24 protein-coding genes and 1 tRNA gene are annotated in these 25865 nt (G+C 39.2%); 17 read left to right on the top strand and 8 right to left on the bottom strand.

Annotated elements, in window-relative coordinates; translation table 11 throughout:
- Positions 1–186 precede the first annotated feature (186 nt).
- From HMJ38_RS02220 to infB, 3 genes are all read left to right on the top strand, one after another.
- Complete coding sequence (locus HMJ38_RS02220; protein ID WP_194972751.1) at positions 187–657, top strand: ribosome maturation factor RimP; 471 nt, start codon at positions 187–189, stop codon at positions 655–657.
- Positions 658–662: 5 nt separating this feature from the next.
- Positions 663–1910 carry a transcription termination factor NusA gene (gene nusA, locus HMJ38_RS02215; protein WP_194972750.1) on the top strand — a complete coding sequence of 416 codons (1248 nt, stop codon included), beginning with the start codon at positions 663–665 and terminating at the stop codon, positions 1908–1910.
- A gap of 65 nt (positions 1911–1975) precedes the next feature.
- The gene (gene infB, locus HMJ38_RS02210) at positions 1976–4912 is read left to right on the top strand and encodes a translation initiation factor IF-2 (protein ID WP_194972749.1); all 2937 of its coding nucleotides are present in this window, start codon (positions 1976–1978) and stop codon (positions 4910–4912) included.
- 242 nt (positions 4913–5154) lie between these two features.
- Here the strand turns inward: infB and HMJ38_RS02205 are convergent, their stop codons facing one another.
- Positions 5155–5415, bottom strand: coding sequence for a PAS domain-containing protein (locus tag HMJ38_RS02205; RefSeq protein ID WP_194972748.1), 261 nt, complete (start codon positions 5413–5415; stop codon positions 5155–5157).
- 349 nt (positions 5416–5764) lie between these two features.
- Between HMJ38_RS02205 and HMJ38_RS02200 the strand changes: the two genes are divergently transcribed.
- The 3 genes from HMJ38_RS02200 (at position 5765) to HMJ38_RS02190 (ending at position 9058) form a co-directional block, all read left to right on the top strand.
- Positions 5765–6310: a hypothetical protein gene (locus tag HMJ38_RS02200; RefSeq protein WP_194972747.1), complete on the top strand. Its 546-nt coding sequence runs from the start codon at positions 5765–5767 to the stop codon at positions 6308–6310.
- 274 nt (positions 6311–6584) lie between these two features.
- Positions 6585–7505 (top strand): transporter, encoded by a 921-nt coding sequence (locus HMJ38_RS02195; RefSeq protein WP_194972746.1) that lies wholly within the window; start codon positions 6585–6587, stop codon positions 7503–7505.
- A gap of 11 nt (positions 7506–7516) precedes the next feature.
- Positions 7517–9058, top strand: coding sequence for a phosphatase PAP2 family protein (locus HMJ38_RS02190; protein WP_194972745.1), 1542 nt, complete (start codon positions 7517–7519; stop codon positions 9056–9058).
- A 232-nt stretch (positions 9059–9290) separates the two neighbouring features.
- Here HMJ38_RS02190 and HMJ38_RS02185 read toward each other — a convergent pair whose 3' ends face one another.
- On the bottom strand, positions 9291–10925 hold the full coding sequence (locus HMJ38_RS02185; RefSeq protein ID WP_194972744.1) for a carbon starvation CstA family protein: 1635 nt from the start codon (positions 10923–10925) through the stop codon (positions 9291–9293).
- Positions 10926–11198: 273 nt separating this feature from the next.
- Here HMJ38_RS02185 and accD point away from each other — a divergent pair, with 273 nt between their 5' ends.
- The 7 genes from accD (at position 11199) to HMJ38_RS02150 (ending at position 18027) form a co-directional block, all read left to right on the top strand.
- Positions 11199–12041, top strand: a complete 843-nt coding sequence (gene accD / locus HMJ38_RS02180) for an acetyl-CoA carboxylase, carboxyltransferase subunit beta (protein ID WP_194972743.1) — start codon at positions 11199–11201, stop codon at positions 12039–12041.
- A gap of 138 nt (positions 12042–12179) precedes the next feature.
- Positions 12180–13484 (top strand): NADH:ubiquinone reductase (Na(+)-transporting) subunit F, encoded by a 1305-nt coding sequence (gene nqrF / locus HMJ38_RS02175; protein ID WP_194972742.1) that lies wholly within the window; start codon positions 12180–12182, stop codon positions 13482–13484.
- A gap of 88 nt (positions 13485–13572) precedes the next feature.
- On the top strand, positions 13573–14724 hold the full coding sequence (locus HMJ38_RS02170) for a formimidoylglutamase (protein ID WP_194972741.1): 1152 nt from the start codon (positions 13573–13575) through the stop codon (positions 14722–14724).
- The gene (locus HMJ38_RS02165) at positions 14725–14955 is read left to right on the top strand and encodes a cytochrome b5 domain-containing protein (RefSeq protein ID WP_194972740.1); all 231 of its coding nucleotides are present in this window, start codon (positions 14725–14727) and stop codon (positions 14953–14955) included.
- Between the two features lies 1 nt (position 14956).
- Entirely contained in the window at positions 14957–15799 is an 843-nt protein-coding gene (locus HMJ38_RS02160; RefSeq protein ID WP_194972739.1) for an N-acetylglucosamine kinase, read from the top strand.
- Positions 15796–16605, top strand: a complete 810-nt coding sequence (murQ, locus tag HMJ38_RS02155) for an N-acetylmuramic acid 6-phosphate etherase (protein ID WP_194972738.1) — start codon at positions 15796–15798, stop codon at positions 16603–16605. Before HMJ38_RS02160 ends, murQ begins: the two co-directional genes overlap by 4 nt.
- Before the next feature lie 111 nt (positions 16606–16716).
- Positions 16717–18027, top strand: coding sequence for a pseudouridine synthase (locus HMJ38_RS02150; RefSeq protein ID WP_194972737.1), 1311 nt, complete (start codon positions 16717–16719; stop codon positions 18025–18027).
- A 71-nt stretch (positions 18028–18098) separates the two neighbouring features.
- Here the strand turns inward: HMJ38_RS02150 and HMJ38_RS02145 are convergent, their stop codons facing one another.
- The 6 genes from HMJ38_RS02145 to HMJ38_RS02120 all read right to left on the bottom strand — a co-directional run bounded on the left by HMJ38_RS02145 (position 18099) and on the right by HMJ38_RS02120 (position 21342).
- Positions 18099–18692, bottom strand: a complete 594-nt coding sequence (locus HMJ38_RS02145; protein WP_194972736.1) for a hypothetical protein — start codon at positions 18690–18692, stop codon at positions 18099–18101.
- A 429-nt stretch (positions 18693–19121) separates the two neighbouring features.
- Complete coding sequence (locus HMJ38_RS02140; RefSeq protein ID WP_194972735.1) at positions 19122–19601, bottom strand: DUF4252 domain-containing protein; 480 nt, start codon at positions 19599–19601, stop codon at positions 19122–19124.
- 14 nt (positions 19602–19615) lie between these two features.
- A complete protein-coding gene (locus HMJ38_RS02135; RefSeq protein WP_194972734.1) occupies positions 19616–20149 on the bottom strand; it encodes a DUF4252 domain-containing protein in 534 nt (177 codons plus the stop codon).
- Between the two features lie 5 nt (positions 20150–20154).
- Positions 20155–20583, bottom strand: a complete 429-nt coding sequence (locus HMJ38_RS02130; protein ID WP_194972733.1) for a hypothetical protein — start codon at positions 20581–20583, stop codon at positions 20155–20157.
- Positions 20573–21061 carry an RNA polymerase sigma factor gene (locus HMJ38_RS02125; RefSeq protein ID WP_194972732.1) on the bottom strand — a complete coding sequence of 163 codons (489 nt, stop codon included), beginning with the start codon at positions 21059–21061 and terminating at the stop codon, positions 20573–20575. Before HMJ38_RS02125 ends, HMJ38_RS02130 begins: the two co-directional genes overlap by 11 nt.
- A 208-nt stretch (positions 21062–21269) precedes the next feature.
- Positions 21270–21342 (bottom strand) — tRNA-Phe (locus HMJ38_RS02120).
- Between the two features lie 104 nt (positions 21343–21446).
- On the opposite strand from HMJ38_RS02120, the gene HMJ38_RS02115 reads away from it, so the two are divergent.
- From HMJ38_RS02115 to HMJ38_RS02100, 4 genes are all read left to right on the top strand, one after another.
- Entirely contained in the window at positions 21447–22784 is a 1338-nt protein-coding gene (locus HMJ38_RS02115) for a 4Fe-4S dicluster domain-containing protein (protein WP_194972731.1), read from the top strand.
- A 91-nt stretch (positions 22785–22875) separates the two neighbouring features.
- On the top strand, positions 22876–23667 hold the full coding sequence (locus tag HMJ38_RS02110) for a (Fe-S)-binding protein (RefSeq protein WP_194972730.1): 792 nt from the start codon (positions 22876–22878) through the stop codon (positions 23665–23667).
- Between the two features lie 277 nt (positions 23668–23944).
- The gene (locus HMJ38_RS02105; RefSeq protein ID WP_194972729.1) at positions 23945–25153 is read left to right on the top strand and encodes an ATP-binding protein; all 1209 of its coding nucleotides are present in this window, start codon (positions 23945–23947) and stop codon (positions 25151–25153) included.
- 171 nt (positions 25154–25324) lie between these two features.
- Positions 25325–25816: a hypothetical protein gene (locus HMJ38_RS02100; protein ID WP_194972728.1), complete on the top strand. Its 492-nt coding sequence runs from the start codon at positions 25325–25327 to the stop codon at positions 25814–25816.
- The last annotated feature ends 49 nt before the right edge of the window (positions 25817–25865 follow it).

Raw genomic sequence — 25865 nt, 5'->3', positions numbered from 1 at the left:
TCGTGTAAATTTAGCAATGCAGCGCAGAACATCTAACGTGGGCGGGCAAAATTATTATCTAATTCCCATTTTATTACAAGATTGCTGTTTTTTTTTGTGGGAATAATTTTATTAACTTTGCATTGTAATACCAAGCTTAACTGAGGGGACACGAGTCCCCTCTTTCATTTAATAGCCCTGTTGCACATGAGTCTGAATCACATACTTGAAGAAATTGTAATCAAACACCTGCCTGACGAAAGTCATTTCCTGGTCGATATACAATTGATCGAGAAAGGCAGCAAACCCCAATTGAAAGTCCTTATTGACGCAGATCAAGGTGTCAGTATTGAAAACTGCGCATTGGTCAGCCGCATGGTGGGTGAAGAAATTGAAGCAAAAGAACTATTACCTGAAGCTTACATTCTAGAAGTTTCTTCTCCGGGTGTAGATTTTCCATTGGATTCAAAAAGACAATATACCAAAAATATCGGTAGGAATCTTAAATTGACTTTAATAGACGGAAAAGAAACAGAGGGTAAACTTATTGAAGTAGGGGTATCAGAAATTACGCTTTTAACTAAAATTAAAGAAAAAGGTAAAAAAGCCCATGATCAAGAATTTACTGTACCCTTTGAACAGATTAAGAAATCAATTGTGTTAGTCTCTTTCAAATAAAAAAAATGGATGCTAAAGTACTCATAGAATCATTTGCAGAGTTTGCAAAGTCTAAAAATGTGGACCGTCCTACCATGATACGTATCTTGGAGGATGTCTTTAGGGCGATGATTCGCAAAAAATACGAAACCGATGAAAACTTTGATGTAACCATCAATGCCGACAAAGGTGACCTGGAAATCTTAAGGATCAGGGAGATTGTCGACGACAATTCTGAAGATATTTGGGATTTTGATAAAATCAGCTTAAGTGATGCCCAAAAAATCGAGCCTGATTTTGAGGTTGGTGAGGATGTATACGAAAAAATCGAATTGGAGGACTTTGGAAGAAGGGCTGTCATGATGGCCCGGCAGACATTGATCCAAAAAATTAAAGATTTGGAAAAAGACCTTCTTTTCAATCAATATGAAGAACTTGTCGGTGAAATCATCTCCGCAGAAGTCTATCAGATATTGGGAAGAGAAGCCCTTCTGATTGACGGGGAGGGTAATGAACTTATTCTTCCAAAAGGAGAGCAAATTCCAAAAGACCGCTTTAGAAAAGGCGATTCCGTCAGGGCTATTGTTCACAAAGTGGAAATGTTCAACGGAAATCCCAAAATCATCCTTTCCCGAACTTCCCCCATATTTCTGGAAAGATTGTTTGAAAATGAAGTGCCTGAAGTTTTTGATGGTTTAATTACCATCAAGAAGATCGTCAGAGAGCCTGGAGAAAGAGCGAAAGTGGCGGTAGAATCCTACGACGACAGAATTGATCCCGTGGGCGCATGCGTTGGAATGAAAGGTAGCCGAATCCATGCCATTGTGCGTGAACTTCAGAATGAGAATATTGATGTCATCAACTATACCGACAACCTTGATCTTTACGTATCAAGGGCTTTGAGTCCAGCAAAGGTCACTTCAATCCAAGTTGACAAAGACCACAAAAGAATTTCGGTTTTCTTGAAACCTGATCAGGTTTCTATGGCAATCGGAAAAGGCGGTTTTAATATCCGCTTAGCCTCAAGGTTAGTGGGATATGAAATCGACGTATTTAGGGAATTGAGTGAATACGAGGAGGAAGAAGATGTTGATCTGGAAGAATTTGGGGACGAAATCGACAGTTGGGTAATTGATGAATTGAAAAAAACAGGTTTGGATACTGCAAAGAGTGTATTGACTTTGACCAAAGAAGACCTCATAAGAAGGACTGAATTGGAAGAAGAAACAATAGATGATGTATTCAAAATCTTAAAACAAGAATTTGAACAATAAATAAAGGCCAATTAACCCAATAATTGGCCTATATTTGCGAAAAATTAAGAAAGCGTTTTTAGCGTATGTCAGAAGAAAAAACGATGCGACTTGGCCAAGCTGCCAGAAAACTCAACGTAGGAATTGCTACGATTGTGGAATCTCTGGCTAAAAAAGGCTTTGAAGTAGAAAATAATCCTAACTCCAAAATCAACCTTGACCAATTCGATATGTTGGCCAAGGAGTTTAAATCCTCTGCACAGGACAAGGAGGAAGCTTCGCACCTTTCTATTGGTAAGCGTCATCATGATACTTTTACAATAGAAGCGGAATCCGAGGCAAAGGAAGAAAAGAAACCTGACCCAACTCCGGAAGTCAAAAAAGAAGAAACAGCCAAGCCTGTTGCGGAGGCTCCAAAGGCCAAGGAACCACAACCTGAAGTGGAAAGAGTTTCTACAGAAGCTCCAAAATTGCAGGGAATTAAAGTATTGGGAAAAATTGACCTCAATGCCAAAAAAGAGGAACCCAAAAAAGAAGAACCAAAACCGCAGGTGGTTCCCCCAATAGTAAAAACAGAAAAGGCGGAAAAGGAAATTGAAAAGCCAATCATTGAGCCTGAGAAGCCTAAGGAAGAAATTCCAGAAAAACCTGTCGAAAAAATCAAAGTCGTTTCTGCTCCTCCTGCAAAAGAAGAAAAGAAAACAGTGATGGAGCCTGAAAAACCAACTCCAATTAAACCGGTGGAAAAGCCTCCGATTTTAGAATCACTCGCTGTAAAGCAGCCTGAACAAAAACCGGAAAATAAAGTCATCTCTGCTAAGGCAGATGCTTTGAAAGGTTTAACGGTGTTGGGAAAAATTGAACTACCTGAAGACAGGTCAAAGAAAAAAGGCAAACCCGTTGCCTCTTCTGACGAAAAAGGCAAAGATAAAAAGAAAAGACTCCGAAAAAGAATTGATAAGAAGCCCGGAACTCCAGGCGCTCCAGGCAAAGGACCGGAAGGGGATGCCAATAAACCAAAAACTCCCGGACAAGGTGGTCCGCAAAGGGACAGGAAACCCCAGGGTGGCGGTGGACAGGGTAGGCCAAGACCAGGTCAACAGCCCTCTGGAAGAATTCAAAAAGCTGAACCCACCCAGAAAGAGATTCAAGATCAGATCAAGCAAACCCTAGCAAGGCTGCAGGGCGGTGGAAAATCCGGTGGTGGTAAATCAAAGAGGAGAGATAAAAGAACAGAGAGAAGTAGAGAGGAAGTTGAAGGAGTTGAGGAAAACAAAATCTTAAGAGTAACAGAATTTATTTCTGCCAATGATTTGGCCTCATTGATGGATATCTCTGTAAATCAGATAATTTCCACCTGTATGTCTTTAGGCATGTTTGTTTCCATCAATCAGCGATTGGATGCAGAAGCCATTACCATAATTGCCGACGAATTTGGTTATGAAGTCGAATTTACCAAATCAGATGAAGAAGCTGATACCATAGAGGCCATAGATTCTCCTGAGCAATTACTTGATCGTGCACCGATAGTTACTATCATGGGACACGTTGATCATGGTAAAACCTCATTACTTGATTATATAAGAAGAGCAAAAGTAACTGCTGATGAAGCGGGAGGTATCACACAGCACATTGGTGCTTACGATGTGACTACCAAAGAAGGTGATAAGATAGCCTTTTTGGACACACCTGGACACGAAGCATTTACCGCCATGAGGGCAAGAGGAGCAAAAATAACAGATGTTGCCATCATCGTAATAGCAGCTGATGACAATATCATGCCTCAAACCAAAGAAGCGATCAATCATGCCCAAGTAGCAAGTGTTCCGATGATTTTTGCTATCAACAAAATTGATAAACCAAATGCCAACCCAAATAAAATAAAAGAGGAATTGGCCAACATGAACTTGTTGGTAGAAGAATGGGGTGGTAAATACCAATCTCAAGATATCTCCGCAAAGACGGGTTTAGGTATAGATGAGCTTTTAGAAAAAGTCTTACTGGAAGCTGAAATTCTCGAATTAAAAGCCAATCCGGATAAAAATGCAGTTGGAACAGTCGTAGAAGCTTCCTTGGACAAGGGTAGAGGCTATGTGGCCACTGTGATGGTTCAGGCGGGAACGTTGCGAGTTGGAGATACCATGCTTGCAGGTCCTCACTATGGTCGGGTCAAGGCCATGTTTGACCATAAAGGTAAAAAACTGGATAAGGCAGGCCCTTCCACTCCGGTACAGGTGCTGGGATTGGCTGGCGCCCCTCAGGCAGGTGATACCTTCAAAGTATATGACTCAGAAAGAGAAGCCAGAGAAATCGCAAACTCCAGAGAACAGATTCTCCGTGAGCAAAGTATGCGAACCAAAAAGCATATCACTTTGGACGAAATCGGAAGAAGATTGGCGATCGGAAGTTTCAAAGAACTAAACATCATTATCAAAGGTGATGTGGATGGATCCGTAGAGGCACTTTCTGATTCCCTGCTCAAACTATCGAAAGAAGAAGTTTCTGTCAATATCATCCATAAGGGTGTAGGTCAGATTTCCGAATCCGATGTATTGTTGGCATCTGCTTCTGATGCGATTATCCTTGGATTCCAAGTCAGGCCCTCTAGCAATGCCAAGAAATTGGCCGAACAAGAGGAGATTGAGATCAGACATTATTCAATTATCTACGATGCCATCAACCAAATCAAAGATGCCATTGAAGGAATGTTGGAACCTGAATTTGAAGAAATCATTACCGGTAATATACAGGTTAGAGAGGTTTTCAAAATTTCCAAAATTGGAACCGTGGCCGGTTGTTATGTGACTGACGGGTTCATTACAAGGAAAAACAAAATCCGTGTGGTCAGAGATGGTATAGTCATCCATGATGGAGAGATCGATCAATTGAAAAGGTTTAAAGATGATGTATCCGAAGTTAAAGCAGGGTACGAATGCGGTATTTCCATCAAGAAATTCAACGACATATTGGTCGATGATACCATTGAAGGATATCACATGCAGGAGATAAAACGTAAAAAATAAAAATAAAAAAGGAACGGCTTCAACCGTTCCTTTTTTTATGGCATGATGAAAGAGACTTTTTTTCTTTTTTCCCAAATTCTGTTTGTTCTATCTATTGCATGTCTGATAATGGGATTGATCCGACCGGTTTTGGTCTTATGGTTTCTGGATCGGTTCAATAGATGGAAAGTAATTAAGGTGTATGGTTTATTGACAATTATTTGGCTGGTGATATTGGTGATTTTAAAATAGTCTGATCCATTTTATTTCTGGTGTGTAAAAATGCCGAAATAGATGTTCCCTTCCTTATTTTCAATGTCCCTATGAGCATCCATAACTTTAGGAATATCCTCTTTGGGGCGGAGGTCCCTAATGGTCATATTGAGAAACTCCTCTCTGCTGTATCCATAGTGTAGGATAGCAGCTTGATTTACATCCAATATCTGGAATGTATCTATTTCATAAATCCAATTGGGAAGGGGACTAAGATAAAACAAGGTGCTATAATCAAAATCAACTGACATAGTGCTGGTTTTTAGTTAGTTTGGGTGATATTTATTAAAACCCTCTTTAGAGTGTCAAAAACAATCGTCAGTAAAGTATTTTTCATTGATTGTATTTCAAATGCCATAATTACTTAGCAAGTACCACATATTCAAAGGCAACATACTACATAATTAAATTTACTACTTGCAAATTTTAACGGTTCCTACTGCAAATCCTTGAATACCTAAATATGATTGTATGAATTTAGGCTTTTCAGTCCGGATATTGAAAAATGAAGGATTCCTATCACTTTAATCCTAAAAAAACAGCTGACTGTTATCAAATTTTGATTTATTAATGTAAATTTCTAGCTGAATTCATTTCCAATTGAGAAAGATAGTAGCCATATTCCTCCTCTTTTGCTTTGCATTGTACCATTTCGGGTATTATGCTGCATATTTTTCGTTTAGGCTTCAGTTGGAAAATCATTGGTCAGAAAAAATTTACAGTGTTAATCAGAGTGATTTTGAAGAGCGGATAATGGAAATCCCACTTACCATACCCTATATGGCTGATGAGGAAGGATTCAGGGCTACCAACACCAGTTTCCAAAAAGACGGCCAGTATTATAGGGTTATCAAACAGCGGTATATCAATGACACCCTGCAAATTGTTTATGTTCCTGACAGCGCCAAAAAGAACTTGGAAAGCACCATCAAACAGTGGGTAAATTCCCTGGTCCAAGACGAATTACCGGATTCAGGAAGCAATAGTTTATTGGGCAAAATCTTTGTAAAAGATTATACCCAACCTATGAATGAATTTGATTTTTCCATCAAAATTACCAAAGAAAAAAATTACAAAGGGTTTGTTTTTTTAACTTATCAAAATCAAGATATCAATCTTACTACCCCTCCCCCCGAGTTGGTTTGATTTTTCAGCCAGTCAAAATTCAATAGTTTCTTCTTGGTTTACATCCGCAGCCGAACAGGTTTAATAAGCTAAATTCTCTGTTTTCGATGGGTTTGTTGCATTGGATTTATATTATAAATCTGTTCAATTAGGACATTCCCCAAAAGGAATTATTGATATAAAATTGAATTTCTGACCACCATCTTCAATCCATGGATTGAAGATGGTGGTCAGAAATTCAGACTGGACTGATTTTTAAAGATTTCAATCGACTTTTAATTCTTAATAAATTATTATGAAAAAACTATTACCAATCATCTTGGGATTGATGGTATTCGGTACACCCCTATTCAATACCTACGGTCAAACTCCTTGGGATGAAGTAATGATGGATAAAGGGGAAATTTGTGCTGCCCTGATTTATGAGCATTCTTCTTGGAATCAATATTGGGAAGGTAGCTACCTAAGAGAAAATGCCAATATTGGCACCTTTACCAGACAAATGGGAATGCCCATGGTAGCCATGGGGCTTACTAAGCATATAAATATTATCACCTCTCTTCCCTATATCAGCACAAATGCGTCTAACGGAACTCAAGCAGGTCAATCTGGAATCCAGGATTTGAGCATTTCAGTAAAAGTGAACTGGATTCAAAAACAATTGGGTAAGGGACGACTCTTGTTCCTGACCAATACCCATTTTGGTACACCTGTTGGAAGTTACCTTTCAGATTATATGCCATTTAGTATCGGGGCTGGAGCTCCTGAGCTGGGCATAAGGGGCATAGGAGGATACAAAATGGACAACGGATTATTATTCAGGGCTGGCTTTGCCTATCTCTGGAGAGGACAATCCGAAATTGAGCGTGATTATTACTATGACAACGGAAGTGTATACTCACCATTCATGAACGTTCCCAATGCCGTGAATTTCCATGGTGCTATCGGATATTGGACATTGGGCAACAGATTAAGAATGGAAGCTACATTCATGAGCCTCAATTGCCTTTCCGGTGATGATATCCGGTCTTACAATAGACCACAACCTACCAATAAGATGGAAGTAAGCCAAATTGGAGGCTGGGTTCAATATTATATCAAAGCAGACCGGGGTCTCGGTGGACTTGTTTATTTCAATCAAACTGTAAGCGGTCGAAACATGGGAAAAGCCACGACAGTTGGTGTTGGCCTTACTTATCAGTTTAAAGTTTATTAACCCACACGACTATGAAAAATTTCAAAATATCATATTTGGTTTTAGCTATACTTTTCTTCACTACAAGCGCCTGCTTAGAGGAAACGCCTAGATATTTGGATTTCGATGAATATGAATTTGAAGACTTGGATGTAACCGGGGGAACCTGGAAAACCATACTCGAAATCAATCCTGAAGAAATCAATATCCCACAACCCGATCCAACCAATTCAAACACCTATCAGGCTGAATTAAATGATCTGAAACTACAGATGGCAGGATTGACTCCTTCACAAAATCAGGCAATTCATTATTGGACCTCCAACCCCATTTTGAGGTGGAATGAGATTGCCCTTGAATTGGCAGCAAAGTACAACCTGATCCCAGGTCCTAACGCTGATGGGACATATACTTTGCCCAGCCCTGCCAACCCTGTGGGTCCTCCATCATTTCCTTTTGCTCATCCTCCTTACACGAGTAGGATGTTGGCTTACCTTAGTGTTGCCCAATTTGATGGATTGGTTATTGCCTGGCATTACAAATTCCAATACAATCGTCCAAACCCATATCAAGTGGATGAAAGTATCAAACCAGCTTATCTCGCAAGTACTATACCTTCATACCCCTCAGATGGTGCCACGGTAGCCAAAGTTTCCAAAGACATCCTGTCTGTCATGTTTCCACTTGAGACTTCATTTCTTGAAAATAAATACCAAGAACACATTGCCAGTCTTATACACGCTGGTATCAATACCCAAAGCGACATCGAAGCAGGTATCAGTATCGGTTCAGAAGTAGTCATGGTGGCCAAGCAGAGGGCCTCCACAGATGGCATGTCTAAAGCCCAGACCCCAAAATCAGTATCAGATTCCATAGCAAATGTTGCCTTTGAAAGGTTTGGATGGAAATGGCAGAATACCGAAGTGCCTCAAAGACCTGTTGGATTGACTCCTCTTTTTGGTCAGGTAAAAATGTGGCATGTACCGACGGTGGAAGAAGTTAGGTCTCCACCTCCCCCTGCACCTGGTTCTCCTCAATTTGAGGAAGATGTTGCTGAATTGAAGAGGTTTGCTGCGCATATGACATTAAATCAAAGGAGAATTGCAAATTGGTGGGAAGATGGTATAGGCTCCTATACCCCTCCTGGCCATTGGAACAAATTTGCCAAAGAAGCAATTGTCAAGCATAAATTAAATCCGCTAAGGTCAGCAAGGGTATTTGCCTATATGAATACTGCCATCATGGATGCCGGTGTGGCTTGTTGGGATACTAAATATTATTACCATTACCCTCGTCCTGTTGAGACGATTGCAGGATTTAAGACCATACTTGGTACACCCAACTTCCCTGCATACACCTCTGGACATAGCACTTTCTCTGCAGCAGGTGCTGAAGTTCTTTCATACATATTTCCAGAAGATGCCGCAAGATTTAGACTTTGGGCTGAAGAAGCAGCCGTCTCACGGCTTTATGGTGGAATTCATTATCGATTCGATGCAGAAGTAGGTGTCGAGCAAGGTAAAAACGTAGGTACTTATGCCATCAACCGAGCAAAATCTGACGGAGCACAATAAATGAAATACCATTTTTTCATAGGTTTGAATCCTTTATTCCTACCGATGGATGTTTAGGATTCTATTCACAGGAATCGTCATTATTGGAGGACATTTAATCCTTCAAATGATACATGTAACAGATTACCATAGATTGATATGTTGATTCATCCCCGGCCAACACTTTGGGCCGGGGTTGTTTTTTAGAAAAATCCTGCAAATCTGAAAATTATGATCAATAAATGAACCGCTCTCAAGTAATTTTTACAGGTTCTTCAATTTCTTTTCTAAGGCTTTTTCCAGCGAGAACAATTAAAGCAATGGAAAGGATAAAAAGTAAGCCCGCTATCAAGGAAAGCACATAAACTTTGTCCTGATAGTTTTTCCAAGCAAACAAACCCAAGGACGTCAATGTGACTGTGAACATAAAAAACATCGGTATCATCACAAACGTGGCATTGATTTTTTTCCGCATCAACCACACGGCAATGGTCAGCAGCGCCAAGGCTGCCAGCAACTGATTGGCAGAACCGAATATTGGCCAAAGTGTGGTAAAGCTTCCTGAAGCCAAAAGCAAAATGGATAGCAATACCACAACCATCGTAGATAAATACCTGTTTTGTGATAATTTGGCTCCAATTGGATTTTTGACATCTTCGAAATACTCCTGAAGGGTGAATCTTGCCAATCGGGTACAGGTATCCAAAGTGGTCAGTGCAAAAGCAGAAACTGTTAACGCAACAAATCCTATCGCAAATGATTCAGAAATACCCATGGACGAAATCATACCCCCCAACCCACTGGCAAAAAGTGGAACTGGACCTTCTTCTCCTAACCTCCCCAAATATTCTCCCCTACTCAGCACAATCACAGCTGCCACTGAAATAATGGCCAAAAATGATTCAATCAACATACCTCCATATCCCACTATTTTTGCGTCACTTTCTTTATCCAGTTGTTTGGAAGTTGTACCTGAAGCTACTAGCGAATGGAACCCGCTGATGGCACCGCAGGCTATGGTCACAAACAAAACCGGAAACAAATAACCAAGATTATCCGCAGTGAGATGAATGTCATTATCCATTTTGATCTCAGGATTGGCAATAAATACCCCAACGACTGCTGCAATGATAAGACCATACAATAAAAAGCTGTTCAGATAATCCCTGGGTTGCAACAACATGGCTACCGGAGTGACTGAAGCTACGAAAGCGTAGCCTAAAAGAATATAAATCCACATTTGGTAATCCAAAGCAAACGGCAACTGCATTCCCAAATAGACGAAATAATACATCAAAACAATCCCAATAATTGAAATGATTAAAAATGCTTGCTTACTGCTCCCAATCATTCTGTTGACCAATCCAAATCCTAAAGCCAAAATGATAAACAATATTGATGCTGATGCAACTCCGGGATTGTTCACAAATGTCTTAGCAATGATGTCTGCAAAAACCCCAATGACAAGAATCAATGTTGAAAAGCTGAATACAATAAATAATTGCTTTCCTTTTCTACCAATATTTTTTTCAATGATCACCCCAATGGATTTGCCCTGATTCCGCAATGAGGCAGCCATACTTCCCAAATCATGGACCGCACCAAAAAATATCCCTCCAACAAGAATCCAAATCACCGCAGGAATCCAGCCAAAAGTAACTGCTATGATTGGTCCTACTATTGGTCCTGCGCCGGCAATAGAAGCAAAATGATGGCCCAAAACCACAATAGGCTTACTTGGTACATAATCAATGCCATCTGAATAGGTATGCGAGGGTGCTTTTCGGGAATCATCAAGGCCGAATTTTTTATTTACATATTTGCCATAGGTGAAATATGCAGTGGTAAGAACAATCGCCGAAACGACAAGAAGGGCAATCAGGCTCATTTTTGGATATTAAAGTTAATAAAGCATGAATTTCAGCTAATTCCTTTAAATAACAAATGAAATTCCCATGTTTGAAAAAGCACAGTTGATTTTAGCCGATTTTATGACTTTCAGCAGAATTTTTGAAAAAACACCAAAAAGAAACAAAGCTTTTTTGTTGAACGATTTTTTTCCTGATTGTATGAAGTTGAGGTTCAAATTTTATTTAATGGATAATACCTATAAATTTGTAATCACTTGAAACGGAAGTTTCAAAATTAAAAAATCTAAAATATGGCTTGGTTTAAAAGGACTGATAAAGGAATCAAAACTTCCACGGAAGAAAAGAAAGACACGCCTGACGGACTTTGGTATAAAACGCCCAATGGAAGCATCATTCATACCCGGGAACTCAAAAACAATTCTTACGTATGCCCCGATGATGAATATCATGTCAAAATCGGTTCCAAGGAATATTTTGAGATATTGTTTGACGGGAACAATTACATGGAACTCGATAAGGATATGATTTCGGGGGATCCTTTGAAATTTGTGGACACCAAACCATACAAATCAAGAATTGAAGCGACTATCACTAAAACAGAATTGAAGGATGCCGTACGGACAGCAGTTGGGAGGATAAATGAAATGGACCTTGTAATCGCCTGTATGGATTTTAATTTTATTGGGGGTTCAATGGGTTCCGTAGTTGGGGAAAAAATAGCAAGAGCGATAGACTACTCTTTAAAAAACAAAATTCCTTTTTTAATGATCTCCAAATCTGGTGGAGCCAGAATGATGGAAGCAGGATTCAGTTTGATGCAGATGGCCAAAACTTCCGCAAAGCTTGCATTATTGGACAAAGCGGCTATTCCTTATATAAGCCTTTTGACTGACCCTACTACAGGTGGCGTCACAGCCTCTTACGCGATGTTGGGGGATTTTAACATAGCAGAACCTGGTGCCTTGATTGGTTTTGCCGGACCTAGAGTCATCAGGGAAACGATAGGCAAGGACTTACCGAAAGGCTTCCAAAGTTCCGAATTTGTGTTAGAACACGGGTTTTTGGATTTTATCATCGATAGAAGGCAGTTGAAAAACAGATTGACGACACTCTTAAACCTTCTTAGGAATTAATCAGTTATTCCATTAAGTCAATGAATGGAAAAAGGCAAAATTAAGTTTCTTTTTGACCGAGTTTGCCGATTTATAAATATATTTGTGTTCCCAAAACGGGTTCCAATACTGAGAATTAAAAGTAAAACAGTCATTTAAATGGGTTCAGTAATTATTACATCAATTGTAGCATTCACCATAATTATCTTGCTACTTGTTTTTATCCTCTTGTTTGCCCAATCCAAATTGGTCGCCTCCGGAGATGTCAAAATCATCGTTAATGGAGATGAGAGTAATCCCATCGTTGCCTCAGCAGGGTCTACCCTATTGAGCACATTGGGCAACAAAAAAATATTTCTTCCATCAGCATGTGGTGGAGGGGGTACTTGTGCCATGTGCAAGTGTGTTGTTGAAGAAGGCGGAGGAGAAGTTCTCCCAACCGAGGTTGGCCATCTAAGCCGGGCAGAAAAGCAGGGGAATGTCAGACTTTCCTGTCAGGTTAAGGTAAAGCAGGACATGAAAATCAGGATTCCTGAAGAGACTTTCGGTATCAAAAAATGGGATTGTGAAGTGGTTTCAAACTATAATGTATCTACCTTCATCAAGGAATTTAAAGTGAAACTTCCTGAGGGTGAAACTTTGGATTTCGAATCAGGAGGATACATTCAAATTGACGTACCACCGATTACTGTCAATTTCAAAGGTATGGATATTACGCCACACCCTGACCTTGGTCACCCTGCTGATGTATACCAAAGTGATTGGGATAAATTTGGCCTTTGGGATTTGACCATGAAAAATGACGAAGAGTTATTTAGGGCCTACTCCATGGCCAATCACCCTGCAGAAGGAAACATTGTTATGTTAACCATCCGGATTGCTACCCCACCTTGGGATAGAGCAAATAACAAGTGGATGGATGTAAACCCTGGCGTATGTTCCTCTTATGTGTTCGCAAGAAAGCCCGGTGATAAAGTAACCATCTCAGGTCCTTATGGAGAATTTCACATCAATCCAACTCAGCGGGAAATGATATATATAGGAGGTGGTGCAGGCATGGCTCCTCTTAGGTCACATATTTTCCACTTATTCCATACAGAGAAAACAGATCGAAAAGTATCTTACTGGTATGGCGGAAGATCGAAAAAAGAACTCTTTTACACTCCTCAATTTAGAGATATAGAAAAAGATTTTCCCAATTTCAATTTCCACATTGGCTTGTCCGAACCAATGCCCGAAGACAATTGGAAAATAAAGAAATCGCTTGATGATAAAGAAGGCGATGGTTATATCGGCTTTATTCACCAAGTACTGTATGATAATTATCTAAAAAACCATCCTGAACCGGATGAGGTGGAATATTACCTTTGCGGTCCTCCATTGATGAACGCTGCGGTATTGAAGCTTCTCGATGACATGGGAATACCACAGGAGAATATCCGATTTGATGACTTTGGAGGTTAAGACCTCAAATAAGAGTCCCGCTTTTGCGGGACTTTTTTATTTACTCAGGATTTTTTCTTTAATTTTGGATAGCATCTAAACCCAACCTATGGATATACATCAATTCTTTGAACCTGTTCCTGAATACATCACCTCTCAGAAATATAGCCATAACTCATTTTTCAATTACATCCATTATTTTGGAGATACCTTCCCTGATTTAAAAGGATTGCAGATTGCCATAGTCGGACTGACTGAAAAAAGGGGAATGTTGAAAAATGATAGTATTGAAAGAGGCTCTTCTGAAATACGGGAAAAACTGTATCATCTTAAAAAAGGTCATGGATTGTACAAGATCGCGGATTTGGGCGATTTGAAAATTGGGAATACTTTGGGTGACTCCCTTCAACTCATTTATTCCGTGGGAGAATATTTAATCAAAAAACAAATTCTACCCATATTTATTGGAGGTACCCATGATTTGGACATCGGCCAATATCTTTCTTATCAAAGGCTGGACAAATTGGTCTCCCTGCTTACTATCGATGCTAAAATAGACATGGAAGAAGAAGGGACTCCTTCCGAAAAACACTCACAAGACATCATTCTCCACCAACCCAACTTTTTATTCAACTACAGCCATTTGGCTTATCAAAGTTTTCTGACGGATTTAGATTTAATCGGAGTGTTGGAAAAACTACACTTTGACCATGTAAGGATAGGAAATCTGAGGAGCAATTTTAAGGAAATCGAACCCATTATCAGAAATGCTGACCTATTGAGTTTTGATGTCTGTGCGATACAGTCTTCAGATGCTCCAGGTGCTGCAGATGCGCAGCCTTTTGGACTGACCGGAGAAGAAGCTTGCCAAATCTGTCGATTTGCCGGCATGAATGAAAAGCTCTCTTCCATCGGAATCTATGGATATCAACCCTATTTTGATGACAACAGGAATAAGACTGCTTCAATTATTGCAACGATGATTTGGTATTTCATTGAAGGATTCTATGACAGAAAAGACAGCCTGTCCTTTAAAAGCAGCGATTATATTAAATATACAGTATCTTTGGATGCGCAACCTTCTCTCCTTATATTCTATAAAAGCATAAGAAGTGAAAAATGGTGGATGGAAATTCCTCAAGGTGATCAGACAAAATTTGACCGGACCACCATTATCCCTTGTAGCTATCAGGATTATCAAATGGCACAGTCAGGAGAAATCCCCGAAAGATGGATAAACGCCCAGCTTAAATTATTCTAGATGAAAGCTTATAGCAGGCAACAACTTGCTCTTAGGAATGGTCAGGACAAACCAGAGATTTGGGTGGCTTATCAAGGAATCATCTATGATGTGTCCAATTCCAGACTCTGGAAAAACGGGAAACATTATGAACATTGGGCAGGGCAGGATTTGACAGATGAACTTCCTGATGCCCCGCATACGGAGGAGGTATTTCAAAAATTTACGCCTATCGGTCAGTTGATAAAATAACATGATACTTATTGCAGATAGTGGTGCCAGCAAAACAGACTGGAGAGTAATCAATAAAAGTGGAGAAATTGGTCAGCATAGAGGTATTGGGTTTAACCCCAACTACCAAACTGCCGAAGAAATGTCCAATGAACTTCAGGATGATTTTTTATTGGATCTCCGGGATGATGTTGAAGTGATTTATTATTATGGAGCAGGTTGTGCTTCTCCAAAAAACCGTCTTCAGGTAAACAATGCCTTGAAAGGCATATTTAAAAGAGCTGAAATCAATGTGGATCATGACCTGATGGCCGCCGCAAGAGCCACTTGTGGCCATAAGCCTGGAATTGCCTGTATTTTAGGGACAGGCTCCAATAGTTGTGATTATGATGGGGAACTCATCATAGACAAAAGACCTGCACCCGGATACATTCTGGGAGATGAGGGAGGAGGAGCTTATATTGGCCGGAAATTCCTTCAGGATTTCATCCACGATGAAATGCCCAAAAAACTGAGAAACCAAGTTATTGACAAGTTCCAATTAGACAATAACATGATTATTGAGAATGTTTACCAAAGACCATTCCCAGGACGGTATATGGCCAGTTTTTGCCGATTCATAACAGAACATATCAGCGATCCTTACTGCTATATGCTTTATTACAATTCCTTTCAGGACTTTTTCAAAAAGCATGTCATGAAATATGATGATTATAAAAAGAAGCCTGTCAGTTTTGTGGGATCTATTGCCTTCTACAACAGTGATATCCTCAGAAGTGCTGCTTATGATGTAGATATACATGTCAACATTGTCATTGAAGGCCCGATTGCAGGATTAACCCTTTATCACCAAGAATTGCTATGAATACAACAGAAAGTCCATCCCTATACGATAACCTCGAGCAAATGGATATTCATTCTTTGCTCCAGAATATCAATGAAGAAGACAAAAAAGTAGCCTTTGCGGTTGAGGACCAACTAGAATCTATTGCAAAATTAGTTGTCGAAATCGTGCCTAGAATGAAAAAAGGAGGTAGGCTTTTTTACATTGGTGCGGGTACAAGTGGTAGGTTGGGTATTCTTGATGCCTCAGAGTGCCCACCCACCTATGGAGTACCACATGATTGGGTATTGGGCATAATCGCCGGAGGAGACCAAGCCATCCGAAAGGCAGTTGAAAATGCAGAAGATAATCCTGACCAAGCTTGGAAGGACATCAATGAATTTGGGGTCAATATCAATGACACCATCATTGGAATCGCTGCTTCAGGTACTACTCCTTATGTCATAGGAGGTGTAAAGGCTGCGGACCATGCAGGATTATTGACAGGATGTATCACTTGTAATTTGAATACTCCCCTTGCCGCTGCTGTCAAATATCCGATCCAAGTGATAGTGGGTCCTGAGTTTGTCACAGGAAGCACAAGAATGAAAGCGGGTACCGCACAAAAACTGGTGCTGAATATGATATCCACAACAGTGATGATCAAACTTGGAAGGGTCAAAGGAAATAAAATGGTAGACATGCAACTTTCAAATAAAAAGCTGGTAGAACGTGGTATCCGAATGATCATGGAATCCACAGGCTTGAATGAAGATAGGTCGAAAGAAATGCTGCTAAAGCATGGCTCGGTTCGGGCAGCAGTAGAAGCTTATTATCAGAAGAATTAAACCTTGAGATATATATTGTATAAATTATCTATCTTTGCATCCCTTTAAAAATCAGGATTTAATCTTGGACAAAAGGGATAATCAATAATCCAGCAGAGATGCTGCACGACAATGAAAAAAGATAATAACAGAAAACCTGATTCAAAGAGATCGGGGGAATCCAAACCTTATCATAGAGAAGGTGGCAAATTTGAAGGAAAAAAAGACTCCTCTTTCAAAAAAGATTATAAAAAATCCAAACCTTACGGTGAGGATAAGTTTGAGAAAAAAGACGATAGAAAGGGCAATTTTTCAAAAAGTAATTCATACCCTAAGCCTAATTTTAACAAATCCCCTAAATCTGATCAAGAAGGGAAAGGTAGTTTTGGAAAAGAGGATTATAAAAAAAGAACCCCTAGTGAAGAACCAAGGGAAGGCGGTTTTAAAAGAAATTTCCAAGAAAAAGATAAGTTTCAAAAGCCTTCAGACAATAAATTCAGAAAAGGAGCACCATCAGAAGGCAAAGGCTCTGATTCTGAAGAATTCAAGAATGTGTACAGAGGAAGAGGAAAGGATGAAAAACCCATTTATGAAAGGGTTCCTAAATCTGAATTACCGAAAGAATCCCGCTTTACAAAAAAATTTAAGAAACCTTTCACAAAAATCCAGCACGAAGAAAGGCCTGAATACAACTTTGATAAGGTAGAAAAAGGCCGTGGAAAAACTGAAGAAACTGAGATTTTTAGACTTAACAAATACATTTCCAATTCAGGGATTTGTTCACGTAGAGAGGCTGATCACTTGATATCGAAAGGTGAAATAATGGTCAACGGTGAGGTAGTCACAGAACTTGGCCATAAAGTAATGAAAACGGATAAGGTGATCTACAAAGGGAAAACCATTAATCCAGAAAAACCTGTCTATATCTTGATGAACAAACCAAAGGATTTCATCACCACCACTGATGATCCTATGGAAAGAAAGACAGTGATGCATCTTTTGGAAAACGCCTGTAAGGAAAGGGTCTTTCCAGTAGGCCGCTTGGATCGAAATACGACAGGTCTACTGCTATTTACCAATGATGGTGAATTGGCAGCAAAACTTTCACATCCTTCCAACAACATCAAAAAAATCTATCAGGTCACTTTAGATAAGGCTATCACGCACAATCATGAAAAAGACATATCCGAAGGCCTGACTTTGGAAGATGGCCCTGTCAAAGTGGATGACATTCAAGTGCTCTCTAAAGACAGAATGATCCTAGGGCTTGAGATTCATGTCGGAAAAAACAGAATTGTAAGAAGGATTTTCGCCCATTTGGGATATGAAGTAGTAGGTTTGGACAGGGTGATGTATGCAGGTTTGGATAAAAAAGACCTCCCAAGAGGTAAATTCAGATTCCTGAGTGAAAAAGAAGTGGTCAAATTGAAATATTTTTTATAACTCAAATTCACAATAAAATAGAAAAGACCACGATATGCATCGTGGCCTTTTCTATTTATTGGTGGTTTAGCTTATCTGGCGGCTAGCACATTTTTGAAGCCATCGCTTGTTCTTACAAAAAACTCAAGTCTTGAAGTCGGACTTACGCCTTCAATTTTATAGAGTTTATGAAAACCGCTTACATTTTCAAATTTCTCCTCATGGATCAATCGGTCATTTTCATATACCTCAAGGATCATATCCGAAGCAAATATTGAATTTACAAGCAATTTGAACGTATTGAATTCAACTTTTTCCAACTTTGAATAGACAATTGGCTTAACCTCTGTTTGACGCATGTCCATCTCAATTTTATCCAACAATTCATTGTCCGAATAAAGCTCCATGGTGTAAACTCCCGGATTCAGTTGGGAAAAATCATAATATTTGGCAAATGCATTTTTGGAAACAGTTCTGTCTTTCTGCACCAAATAATGATTTTCATCATAGATTTTTACCAATACTGTACTTTCTTCATTGAGACCGTAGAATAATTGGACTTTGTTTTGATCCACTTTTTTAAGGGATACCGCTGTTTTCTCAAGTTCCTCTGAACTTAATGTGTTTGCTGTGGCGCTTAATGAAACACCGACTGCAAAGATGATTGCAATGATTACTTTTTTCATGGTAATAATAGTTAATAGGTTTTAAGAAATTTTTATTTTGAATTACCTCTTAGGGATTTTCCCTATTTCAAACAATGTGAGGCTGGTTACCTTGGGAAGAATAGAGTCATGTGGTATTGAACTCTGATACAAACCTAAATCAAAAATCCTTATGTTGCAAATTTTTTAATTTTATTTATGTTTTGTTAATGATTTGGTAATAAAATAAAATTATTATTACGGATTCAATAATTATATTAAATTTTCTCGCAATCGATATCACTGTTAAAAAATTTAAACCAATTTTCATAAAAACCAATTTAAATTTTGTTTAAGTATTTTATTAGCTAGGATAAAAAAATATTCATTACATCATTTAAAAATGTAAAAAATAAAGCGTGGTATCACTACCACGCTCCCTATATGAATTAAAATTATAGATATTTTGATTTATCTGATAGATTTTCCTGCTTCAGCCAAGGACTTTGAGTCAAAATTACCGTGCAATTCCAGGACCATCAGGTCCCCGCCTGTATCATTTATGAGTACTACTACATCACTGATCAGTTTATTACCCTTGGTAAATATGAGAACACCACTTCCTTTATCAGAGGCTTCCATCATCAATTCATACCTTTCTTTTTGTAATGCGCTATGCAGTGTTTTGAACTCAGCTTTACTGGTGGGGCTGTTCTCAGGTAATTTGAATAATTTGACTCTTTCTAGGGAATTGATGATTCCTTCAGCATTGGCTTCATCCAATTTGACGTTGAATCCTTTGGCAAAATTCATAAAATTGCCCCCTATATCCATATGAAAGAAATCATCATTGGCTTTGTACTTTTGATAAAGTGCCTCTACACTTTTACTTTGGGCATTGGCCATGTGTGCAATCATGGCAAAGGAGAATATTAAGAGTAGTTTTTTCATCGGTTTATGATTTGTTATTTATTTTTGTTTCCACTTTGGTATTCTTTCATACCGGGCATATTTGTTTTGTCTGCCAGGATATTCAGGTCCTGATAAGTAAAGTTGCCCAACATGCTCAGCAGGGTAAAGCTTTCCTCAGACCCGGTAATCATCAAAAGCTCCTTGATCCTGCCATTTTCCTCTCTCATCATGAATTTGACATTGGAGCCTTTATCCGCCACATCCATCAGGTCCTCATATTTATTTCTGGTCAAAGTGCCCATGGCTTCATTATAAAGGCTTTTTCCGTTGACATTATCTGCACTCAAAATCCTTATCCCCCTTACATTTGAAATCAGTTCCCCCAATTCCGCTGCATCTTTATCAGAATTTTCCACGTCAGATTTCAGAAAGCCTCCAGCCATTTGCATCATTTTGGGACTGATATACACCCTGGAAAAATTATCATCTTCCATGTACTTTGAAAAAAACTTGACTATGGCATCATCCTGTGCCTGAACGCCTGTGACAATCAGGCAAAATAAAATGGCTGTGATATATTTTTTCATCGTGTTTATTTTTTTGTGTTCAATTCAAATAACTGCTCAGTTGTATTCAAATGCTTAAAGTCTTCCATAGCATCCATGCTGTTCAATCCCTTTTGCATATTGGTTTGTATTAAAGCAAATGCCTGCATCACTTGTCCATAAGCTTCTTCCTCTCTCTGCTTTTCCTGATATTGAAAAACAGCAATTCCTGCCATCAAAAACAGCATAAAACCGGCTGCTATTTTTGCCCAAAAAGAATACAGATTCCTGGTGGGTTTTAGTTGAATTTCAGCATTGGATTCCAATGCTGTGTATTTTTCCAATCCTAAAAAAAACTGTTTTTCTATTTCATACCCTTCTGCATATTGCAGCAGTTCCCGAATTTCTTTTTCCTCGTCAAGACTGCTCTCACCTTCAAAATACTTTTCAAGCAATCTGTTTAGTCTATCTTTCATGTTTTATCCCCATTAAATATTCTCGGAGTGATTTTCGTGCCCTATGCAAATTTACCTTAACCTGCTCAAGAGAAATCTCCAAGTATTCGGCTATCTCATCATAGGTCAATCCCTCTACCTCTCTCAATTGAAATATCTCCTTTTGCTTTTCAGGCAAGGAATCCAAAAACTTGAAAACCATCCCCACATCGTGGTCTTTGTTATCAATTTCCTGATTATCAGTTTCAATCTCCACCTCGCCCAATGGTTCAAATCTTTTTATTTGCCTAAAGTGTTGCAAACTTTCATTCTTAATACTTCTGACCATCCAACCTGTAGGATTATCCATTTTCTGAAGCTCATCTTTCTTTAACCAAGCCTTTTCAAAAACCGCTTGCAGCACATCCTGAGCCACATCCCTATCTTTTACCCATAAATAGGCCATCCGATAGAGTTTGCTTTTGAGCGTCCAAATATGTGCTTCAAAAAATGTCTTCATTCAGGTAGGTAATGATTGGTTTTTGGAAATGTTACAGCAATTTGGAAAAAAAATCAGAAATTAGATTGATTTTAAATTGTTGACATAAATAGTATGCATGCCTACTATTTATTATTTTGCATCCTTAAATTTGGCATTATGAACCTTGATTTGAAAGCTCACAAAAAAGTATTGGACAAAAAAAAGCCCCTTCTTTCAAAGAGGCCTGTGGTGATAAGTGGACTCGAACCACCGACTCACGGATTTTCAGTCCGATGCTCTACCAACTGAGCTATATCACCGTTTCTGATAAAGTGATGCAAAGGTAGATATTTGAACCTTTCTAGCAAACCATTTGAACAAAAAATTAAAATAAACCCGATCAAAAAACGATAAAACAAACAATATGAGCATTTTACCTCAAGTGGTTTTTCTCCTTATTTTCGCCATTGCAGCCTATATCCTATCAAAAAGGATTAAGTATTTAAGAAGAAACATATTTCTTGGCAAAGGAGAGACCAGAAATGACCATCCTGAAGAGCGCTGGAAAACCATGCTATTGGTAGCTTTTGGTCAACAAAAGATGTTTAAGAGATTTGTTCCGGCCTTTCTCCATCTCTTGATTTATGTCGCATTTGTGATCATTAATCTTGAAGTATTGGAATTTGTCATTGATGGCCTAGCTGGAACCCATAGGATTTTTGCTCCTTTTCTAGGTGCTGCTTATGGTGTTGCCATGAACATTTTTGAGTTCTTGGCGATTGCTGTTTTGGTATCCTGTGTGGCATTTCTAATCCGTAGAAATGTCATGAAAGTCGAGCGCTTCACCAAACCCGAAATGAAAGGTTGGCCTTCCTTGGATGCAAACTTGATTTTGGTAATTGAGATTGTCCTGATGTTTGCCATCCTCACCATGAACGCAACAGACCAAATCCTTGCATCTAGGGGGGTTGGAGATTACGCTTTGTTGAACACCCTGTTTTTCAGTAGCCTGATCCGTCCCATTTTTGAAGGAATGGGTAATGGTACTTTAATATTTATTGAAAGGTTTGCTTGGTGGTTCCATATTATTGGGATTTTGGGATTTGCTGTCTATGTGACCTATTCCAAACACCTCCACATTTTCCTCGCTTTCCCAAACACATGGTATTCCAATCTTAAGCCTAAGGGCGAAATGGTCAATATGCCTGAGGTGACCAATGAGGTGAACATGATGTTGGGAATACCTACCGAAGGCAATCAGGAAACTCCTCCGGCTGAAATAGGTAGATTCGGTGCCAAAGATGTCAATGACCTGACATGGGTAAACGTAATGAATGCCTATAGCTGCACAGAATGCGGCAGGTGCACTTCAGAATGCCCGGCAAACATCACCGGCAAAAAACTGTCTCCAAGAAAAATCATGATGGATGTCCGTGACCGGGCCGAAGAAGTCGGGAAAAGTATAGATGCCGGAGGGCAAGGTTTAGAGGATGGCAAATCATTGCTTGGCGATTACATAACAAAAGAAGAAATCAACGCTTGCACTTCCTGCAATGCCTGTGTAGAAGCTTGTCCCATCAATATCGACCCACTTTCAATAATCTTGCAATTGCGCAGATATGTGGCCATGGAAGAGTCAGGTACCCCGGCCCAATGGAATGCCATGTTCCAAAATATGGAAACCAGCTTCTCCCCCTGGAAATTCTCCCCAAGTGATAGATTCAATTGGGCGGAAAAAGTCAAGGAAGAAGAAGTAAAGTAGATACAAGAAACAAGAATCAAGAGCCAAGACGGATACCGTAGTCTTGTTTCTTTAATCTAAGATCTAAAATCAAAATTCTAAAATCAGTAAGATGTCAACATATAAAGTACCCACCATGGCCGAAATGGCCGCTTCCGGCGATAGTCCAGAAATCCTTTTCTGGGTAGGCTGTGCCGGTTCATTTGATGACCGATATAAAGCCGTGACCCAGGCTTTTGTCAAAATATTGAATAAAGTAGGCGTAAGTTTCGCTGTTTTGGGACCAGAAGAAGCTTGTACAGGTGACCCGGCAAGAAGGGCTGGAAATGAATTTCTTTTTCAAATGCAGGCTGTGGCCAATATTCAGGTGATGAATGGATACAATATTAAGAAAGTCGTGACGGCTTGTCCACATTGCTTCAATACCATCAAAAATGAATATCCTGCCTTGGGCGGAAACTATGAAGTAATCCATCATTCGCAATTCCTACAGCACTTGATCAATGAAGGAAAAATAGTCCTGCAAGGAGGTGGGGAATTCAAAGGGAAGAAAATCACTTTTCACGATTCCTGTTTTTTAGGCAGGGCCAATAATGTGTACGAGGCGCCAAGGGAAGTCATCAAGGCTTTGGATGTGGAATTGGTGGAAATGAAGAGATGTCGGACAAAAGGCCTTTGCTGTGGTGCCGGCGGAGGACAGATGTTCAAAGAACCCGAGCCTGGAAATAAAGACATCAATATCGAAAGAACCGAAGAAGCCTTGGCAACAGGGGCAACTACCATTGCGGTAGGATGTCCTTTCTGTCTGACCATGATGTCGGATGGGGTCAAAAATAAGGATAGAGAGCACGATGTCAAGGTCTATGACCTGGCAGAAATGCTTGCGAAGGATATGGGGATATGATTTTTAACCTTTATGGATATACGCTTCTTTGCCAGTAACCCTATATTCTTCTTTAATCGGGACGGAAGACCGAAGTCGGAAGACCGATGTATCGGGCATTTCAGTCCTCAGACGAGAATTCACATAGATGTCCATTCTTCTGGCATAATTGCGTACATAAATATTAACCTTTTTAAAAACTAGTATTCACAATAAATAACATCTTGTATTAAGAATACATAAAAGTTTGTATTATCAATACAAGCTTTTATATTTGTGTTGTAAATCAATGGTTTATATGGTTTCGAAGGACACAATAAAGGAAATAGTAGCAGACCAAAGCAGGTATTTTGTCTCGGACTTGATGATCAAGAGGGAAATTAACATTCCTTTGGGCGATAAGCGAGTCATTATCGTGACCGGTGTGAGAAGATGTGGCAAGAGTATGCTGATCAGAAAAAGTTTCCAAGAAGATGGCATGTACTTGAACTTTGAGGATCCAAGATTGGCAAATTTCGATGTTAGCGATTTCTCTAAACTCGAGGATATACAAGAAGAGTTGGACTATAAATTCATGCTTCTAGATGAATTGCAATGGGTGGAAGGTTGGGAGATTTTTGCGAGGTCATTGCACGAAAAGGGAAAAAATCTATATATAACCGGTTCAAATGCAAGCATGCTAAGTAGGGAATTAGGAACCCGCTTGACAGGGAGATATAAGCAGATCGAGCTTTTCCCCTTTAGTTACTTGGAATTCCTGGATTTAAAGCAAATGACTCCGGGGAAGGATAGTTTTGAGTCTTATTTTGAACTTGGGGGCTTCCCTGAATATTTACAACACCAAGTTCCTGAATACCTCCGGACTTTGTTGAGAGACATCATCACAAGGGATGTGGCGGTAAGAAGAAATATTCTCAATGAAATGCAATTGGTGAGATTGGGAGTTTTTCTCTGCTCAAATATTGGAAAAGAGCTAAGCTATAACCGAATGGGGCAGCTTTTGGAGATCAAGTCAGTCCGGACAGTAATCGACTATTGTGATTATTTAGAAGAGAGCTATTTGTTCGATCTGATCCCACTCTACGCCACTTCAATCAGAAAACAAATTGCTAACCCAAAAAAAATCTATGCCATAGATCCCGCTTTGGCAGTGGCCAATAGTATCTCTTTTAATAAAGACCTGGGAAGGAGGTTGGAAAATTTTGTCTATTTACATCTTCGTAGATCATTTACCGAGATTTACTATTTCAAAACTTCGTCAGGGGAATGTGATTTTCTGGTGAAATGGAATGAAGTTATACTAGCTGTTATACAAGTTTGTTGGAAAATAGACGATGATAACATGCAGCGTGAAATCAAAGGAATCCATGAAGCCTCCAAAGCTGGAGAAAAGGTCAAATCCTGTATCATCACATTTGATCAGGAAGATACAATCGGGGGAGTTGATTTGATCCCTTTTTGGAAATGGACACAGGAAAAAGCTGACAGATGGCTTGGTTTGGCTTAAATCAGGTCTCACCAAGCCTTTTGAAAATAAATTGTAAACAAGAAAGATGATAACATCTGTTGATTACCAGATTTAATTATTGAAATATACCCAAGTCACTGTTTTCTCCGTTAATAAAAAGAACTAATTTGACGGAATTCACCTTCTTTTAGGAAATAAAATTATCACCATATGTATCTACCATTTAAACAAATGCCTGACCATTCCAGGGTTTGGGTTTATCAATCAGACAGAAAATTAAATCCTGAGGAGAAAAAATACATCAATGATATACTTACCGATTTTTGTGATAAATGGAATACACATGGGGCATTGATGCCGACTTCTTTTGATATTCGTTTTGATCAGGTAATTATCCTTTCTGTAGATGAAAGCCAATTAGGCGCCAGCGGTTGTTCTATTGACAGTTCGGTCAGGATACTCAAGGAAATTGAAAACAAATTATCTATAGACCTACTCAATCAGGGAAAAGTATCTTTTTTGATTGATCGTGATTCCTTAGAAGTTAGTCCATTGTTTGGGATCAAATCAAAAGTTGAAGAAGGCACCCTCAAATCAGACACTACCGTATTGAATCCTGTAATTCAACATAAATCCGATTTGGAAAATAAATGGCTGATCAGTGCAAAAGAAAGTTGGCTGAACAAATACTTTGCAAATTAATTATGATAATTGTCCTATATTTAAAACTTAGAGATTAATCCATCAATAA

Source organism: Aquiflexum lacus (genome assembly GCF_015476655.1).
In the GTDB taxonomy this organism is placed as follows: domain Bacteria; phylum Bacteroidota; class Bacteroidia; order Cytophagales; family Cyclobacteriaceae; genus Aquiflexum; species Aquiflexum lacus.
The sequence above is the reverse complement of the archived record's forward strand: the minus strand, read 5'-3'. Positions and strand labels throughout refer to the sequence as shown.

Excerpts from the sequence above, each read along its gene's own strand:
- HMJ38_RS02220 (WP_194972751.1), top strand. The coding sequence starts at position 187 with ATGAGTCTGAATCACATACTTGAAGAAATTGTAATCAAACACCTGCCT.
- nusA (WP_194972750.1), top strand. The coding sequence starts at position 663 with ATGGATGCTAAAGTACTCATAGAATCATTTGCAGAGTTTGCAAAGTCT.
- infB (WP_194972749.1), top strand. The coding sequence starts at position 1,976 with ATGTCAGAAGAAAAAACGATGCGACTTGGCCAAGCTGCCAGAAAACTC.
- HMJ38_RS02205 (WP_194972748.1), bottom strand. The coding sequence starts at position 5,415 with ATGTCAGTTGATTTTGATTATAGCACCTTGTTTTATCTTAGTCCCCTT.
- HMJ38_RS02195 (WP_194972746.1), top strand. The coding sequence starts at position 6,585 with ATGAAAAAACTATTACCAATCATCTTGGGATTGATGGTATTCGGTACA.
- HMJ38_RS02190 (WP_194972745.1), top strand. The coding sequence starts at position 7,517 with ATGAAAAATTTCAAAATATCATATTTGGTTTTAGCTATACTTTTCTTC.
- HMJ38_RS02185 (WP_194972744.1), bottom strand. The coding sequence starts at position 10,925 with ATGAGCCTGATTGCCCTTCTTGTCGTTTCGGCGATTGTTCTTACCACT.
- accD (WP_194972743.1), top strand. The coding sequence starts at position 11,199 with ATGGCTTGGTTTAAAAGGACTGATAAAGGAATCAAAACTTCCACGGAA.
- nqrF (WP_194972742.1), top strand. The coding sequence starts at position 12,180 with ATGGGTTCAGTAATTATTACATCAATTGTAGCATTCACCATAATTATC.
- HMJ38_RS02170 (WP_194972741.1), top strand. The coding sequence starts at position 13,573 with ATGGATATACATCAATTCTTTGAACCTGTTCCTGAATACATCACCTCT.
- HMJ38_RS02165 (WP_194972740.1), top strand. The coding sequence starts at position 14,725 with ATGAAAGCTTATAGCAGGCAACAACTTGCTCTTAGGAATGGTCAGGAC.
- HMJ38_RS02160 (WP_194972739.1), top strand. The coding sequence starts at position 14,957 with ATGATACTTATTGCAGATAGTGGTGCCAGCAAAACAGACTGGAGAGTA.
- murQ (WP_194972738.1), top strand. The coding sequence starts at position 15,796 with ATGAATACAACAGAAAGTCCATCCCTATACGATAACCTCGAGCAAATG.
- HMJ38_RS02150 (WP_194972737.1), top strand. The coding sequence starts at position 16,717 with ATGAAAAAAGATAATAACAGAAAACCTGATTCAAAGAGATCGGGGGAA.
- HMJ38_RS02145 (WP_194972736.1), bottom strand. The coding sequence starts at position 18,692 with ATGAAAAAAGTAATCATTGCAATCATCTTTGCAGTCGGTGTTTCATTA.
- HMJ38_RS02140 (WP_194972735.1), bottom strand. The coding sequence starts at position 19,601 with ATGAAAAAACTACTCTTAATATTCTCCTTTGCCATGATTGCACACATG.
- HMJ38_RS02135 (WP_194972734.1), bottom strand. The coding sequence starts at position 20,149 with ATGAAAAAATATATCACAGCCATTTTATTTTGCCTGATTGTCACAGGC.
- HMJ38_RS02130 (WP_194972733.1), bottom strand. The coding sequence starts at position 20,583 with ATGAAAGATAGACTAAACAGATTGCTTGAAAAGTATTTTGAAGGTGAG.
- HMJ38_RS02125 (WP_194972732.1), bottom strand. The coding sequence starts at position 21,061 with ATGAAGACATTTTTTGAAGCACATATTTGGACGCTCAAAAGCAAACTC.
- HMJ38_RS02115 (WP_194972731.1), top strand. The coding sequence starts at position 21,447 with ATGAGCATTTTACCTCAAGTGGTTTTTCTCCTTATTTTCGCCATTGCA.
- HMJ38_RS02110 (WP_194972730.1), top strand. The coding sequence starts at position 22,876 with ATGTCAACATATAAAGTACCCACCATGGCCGAAATGGCCGCTTCCGGC.
- HMJ38_RS02105 (WP_194972729.1), top strand. The coding sequence starts at position 23,945 with ATGGTTTCGAAGGACACAATAAAGGAAATAGTAGCAGACCAAAGCAGG.
- HMJ38_RS02100 (WP_194972728.1), top strand. The coding sequence starts at position 25,325 with ATGTATCTACCATTTAAACAAATGCCTGACCATTCCAGGGTTTGGGTT.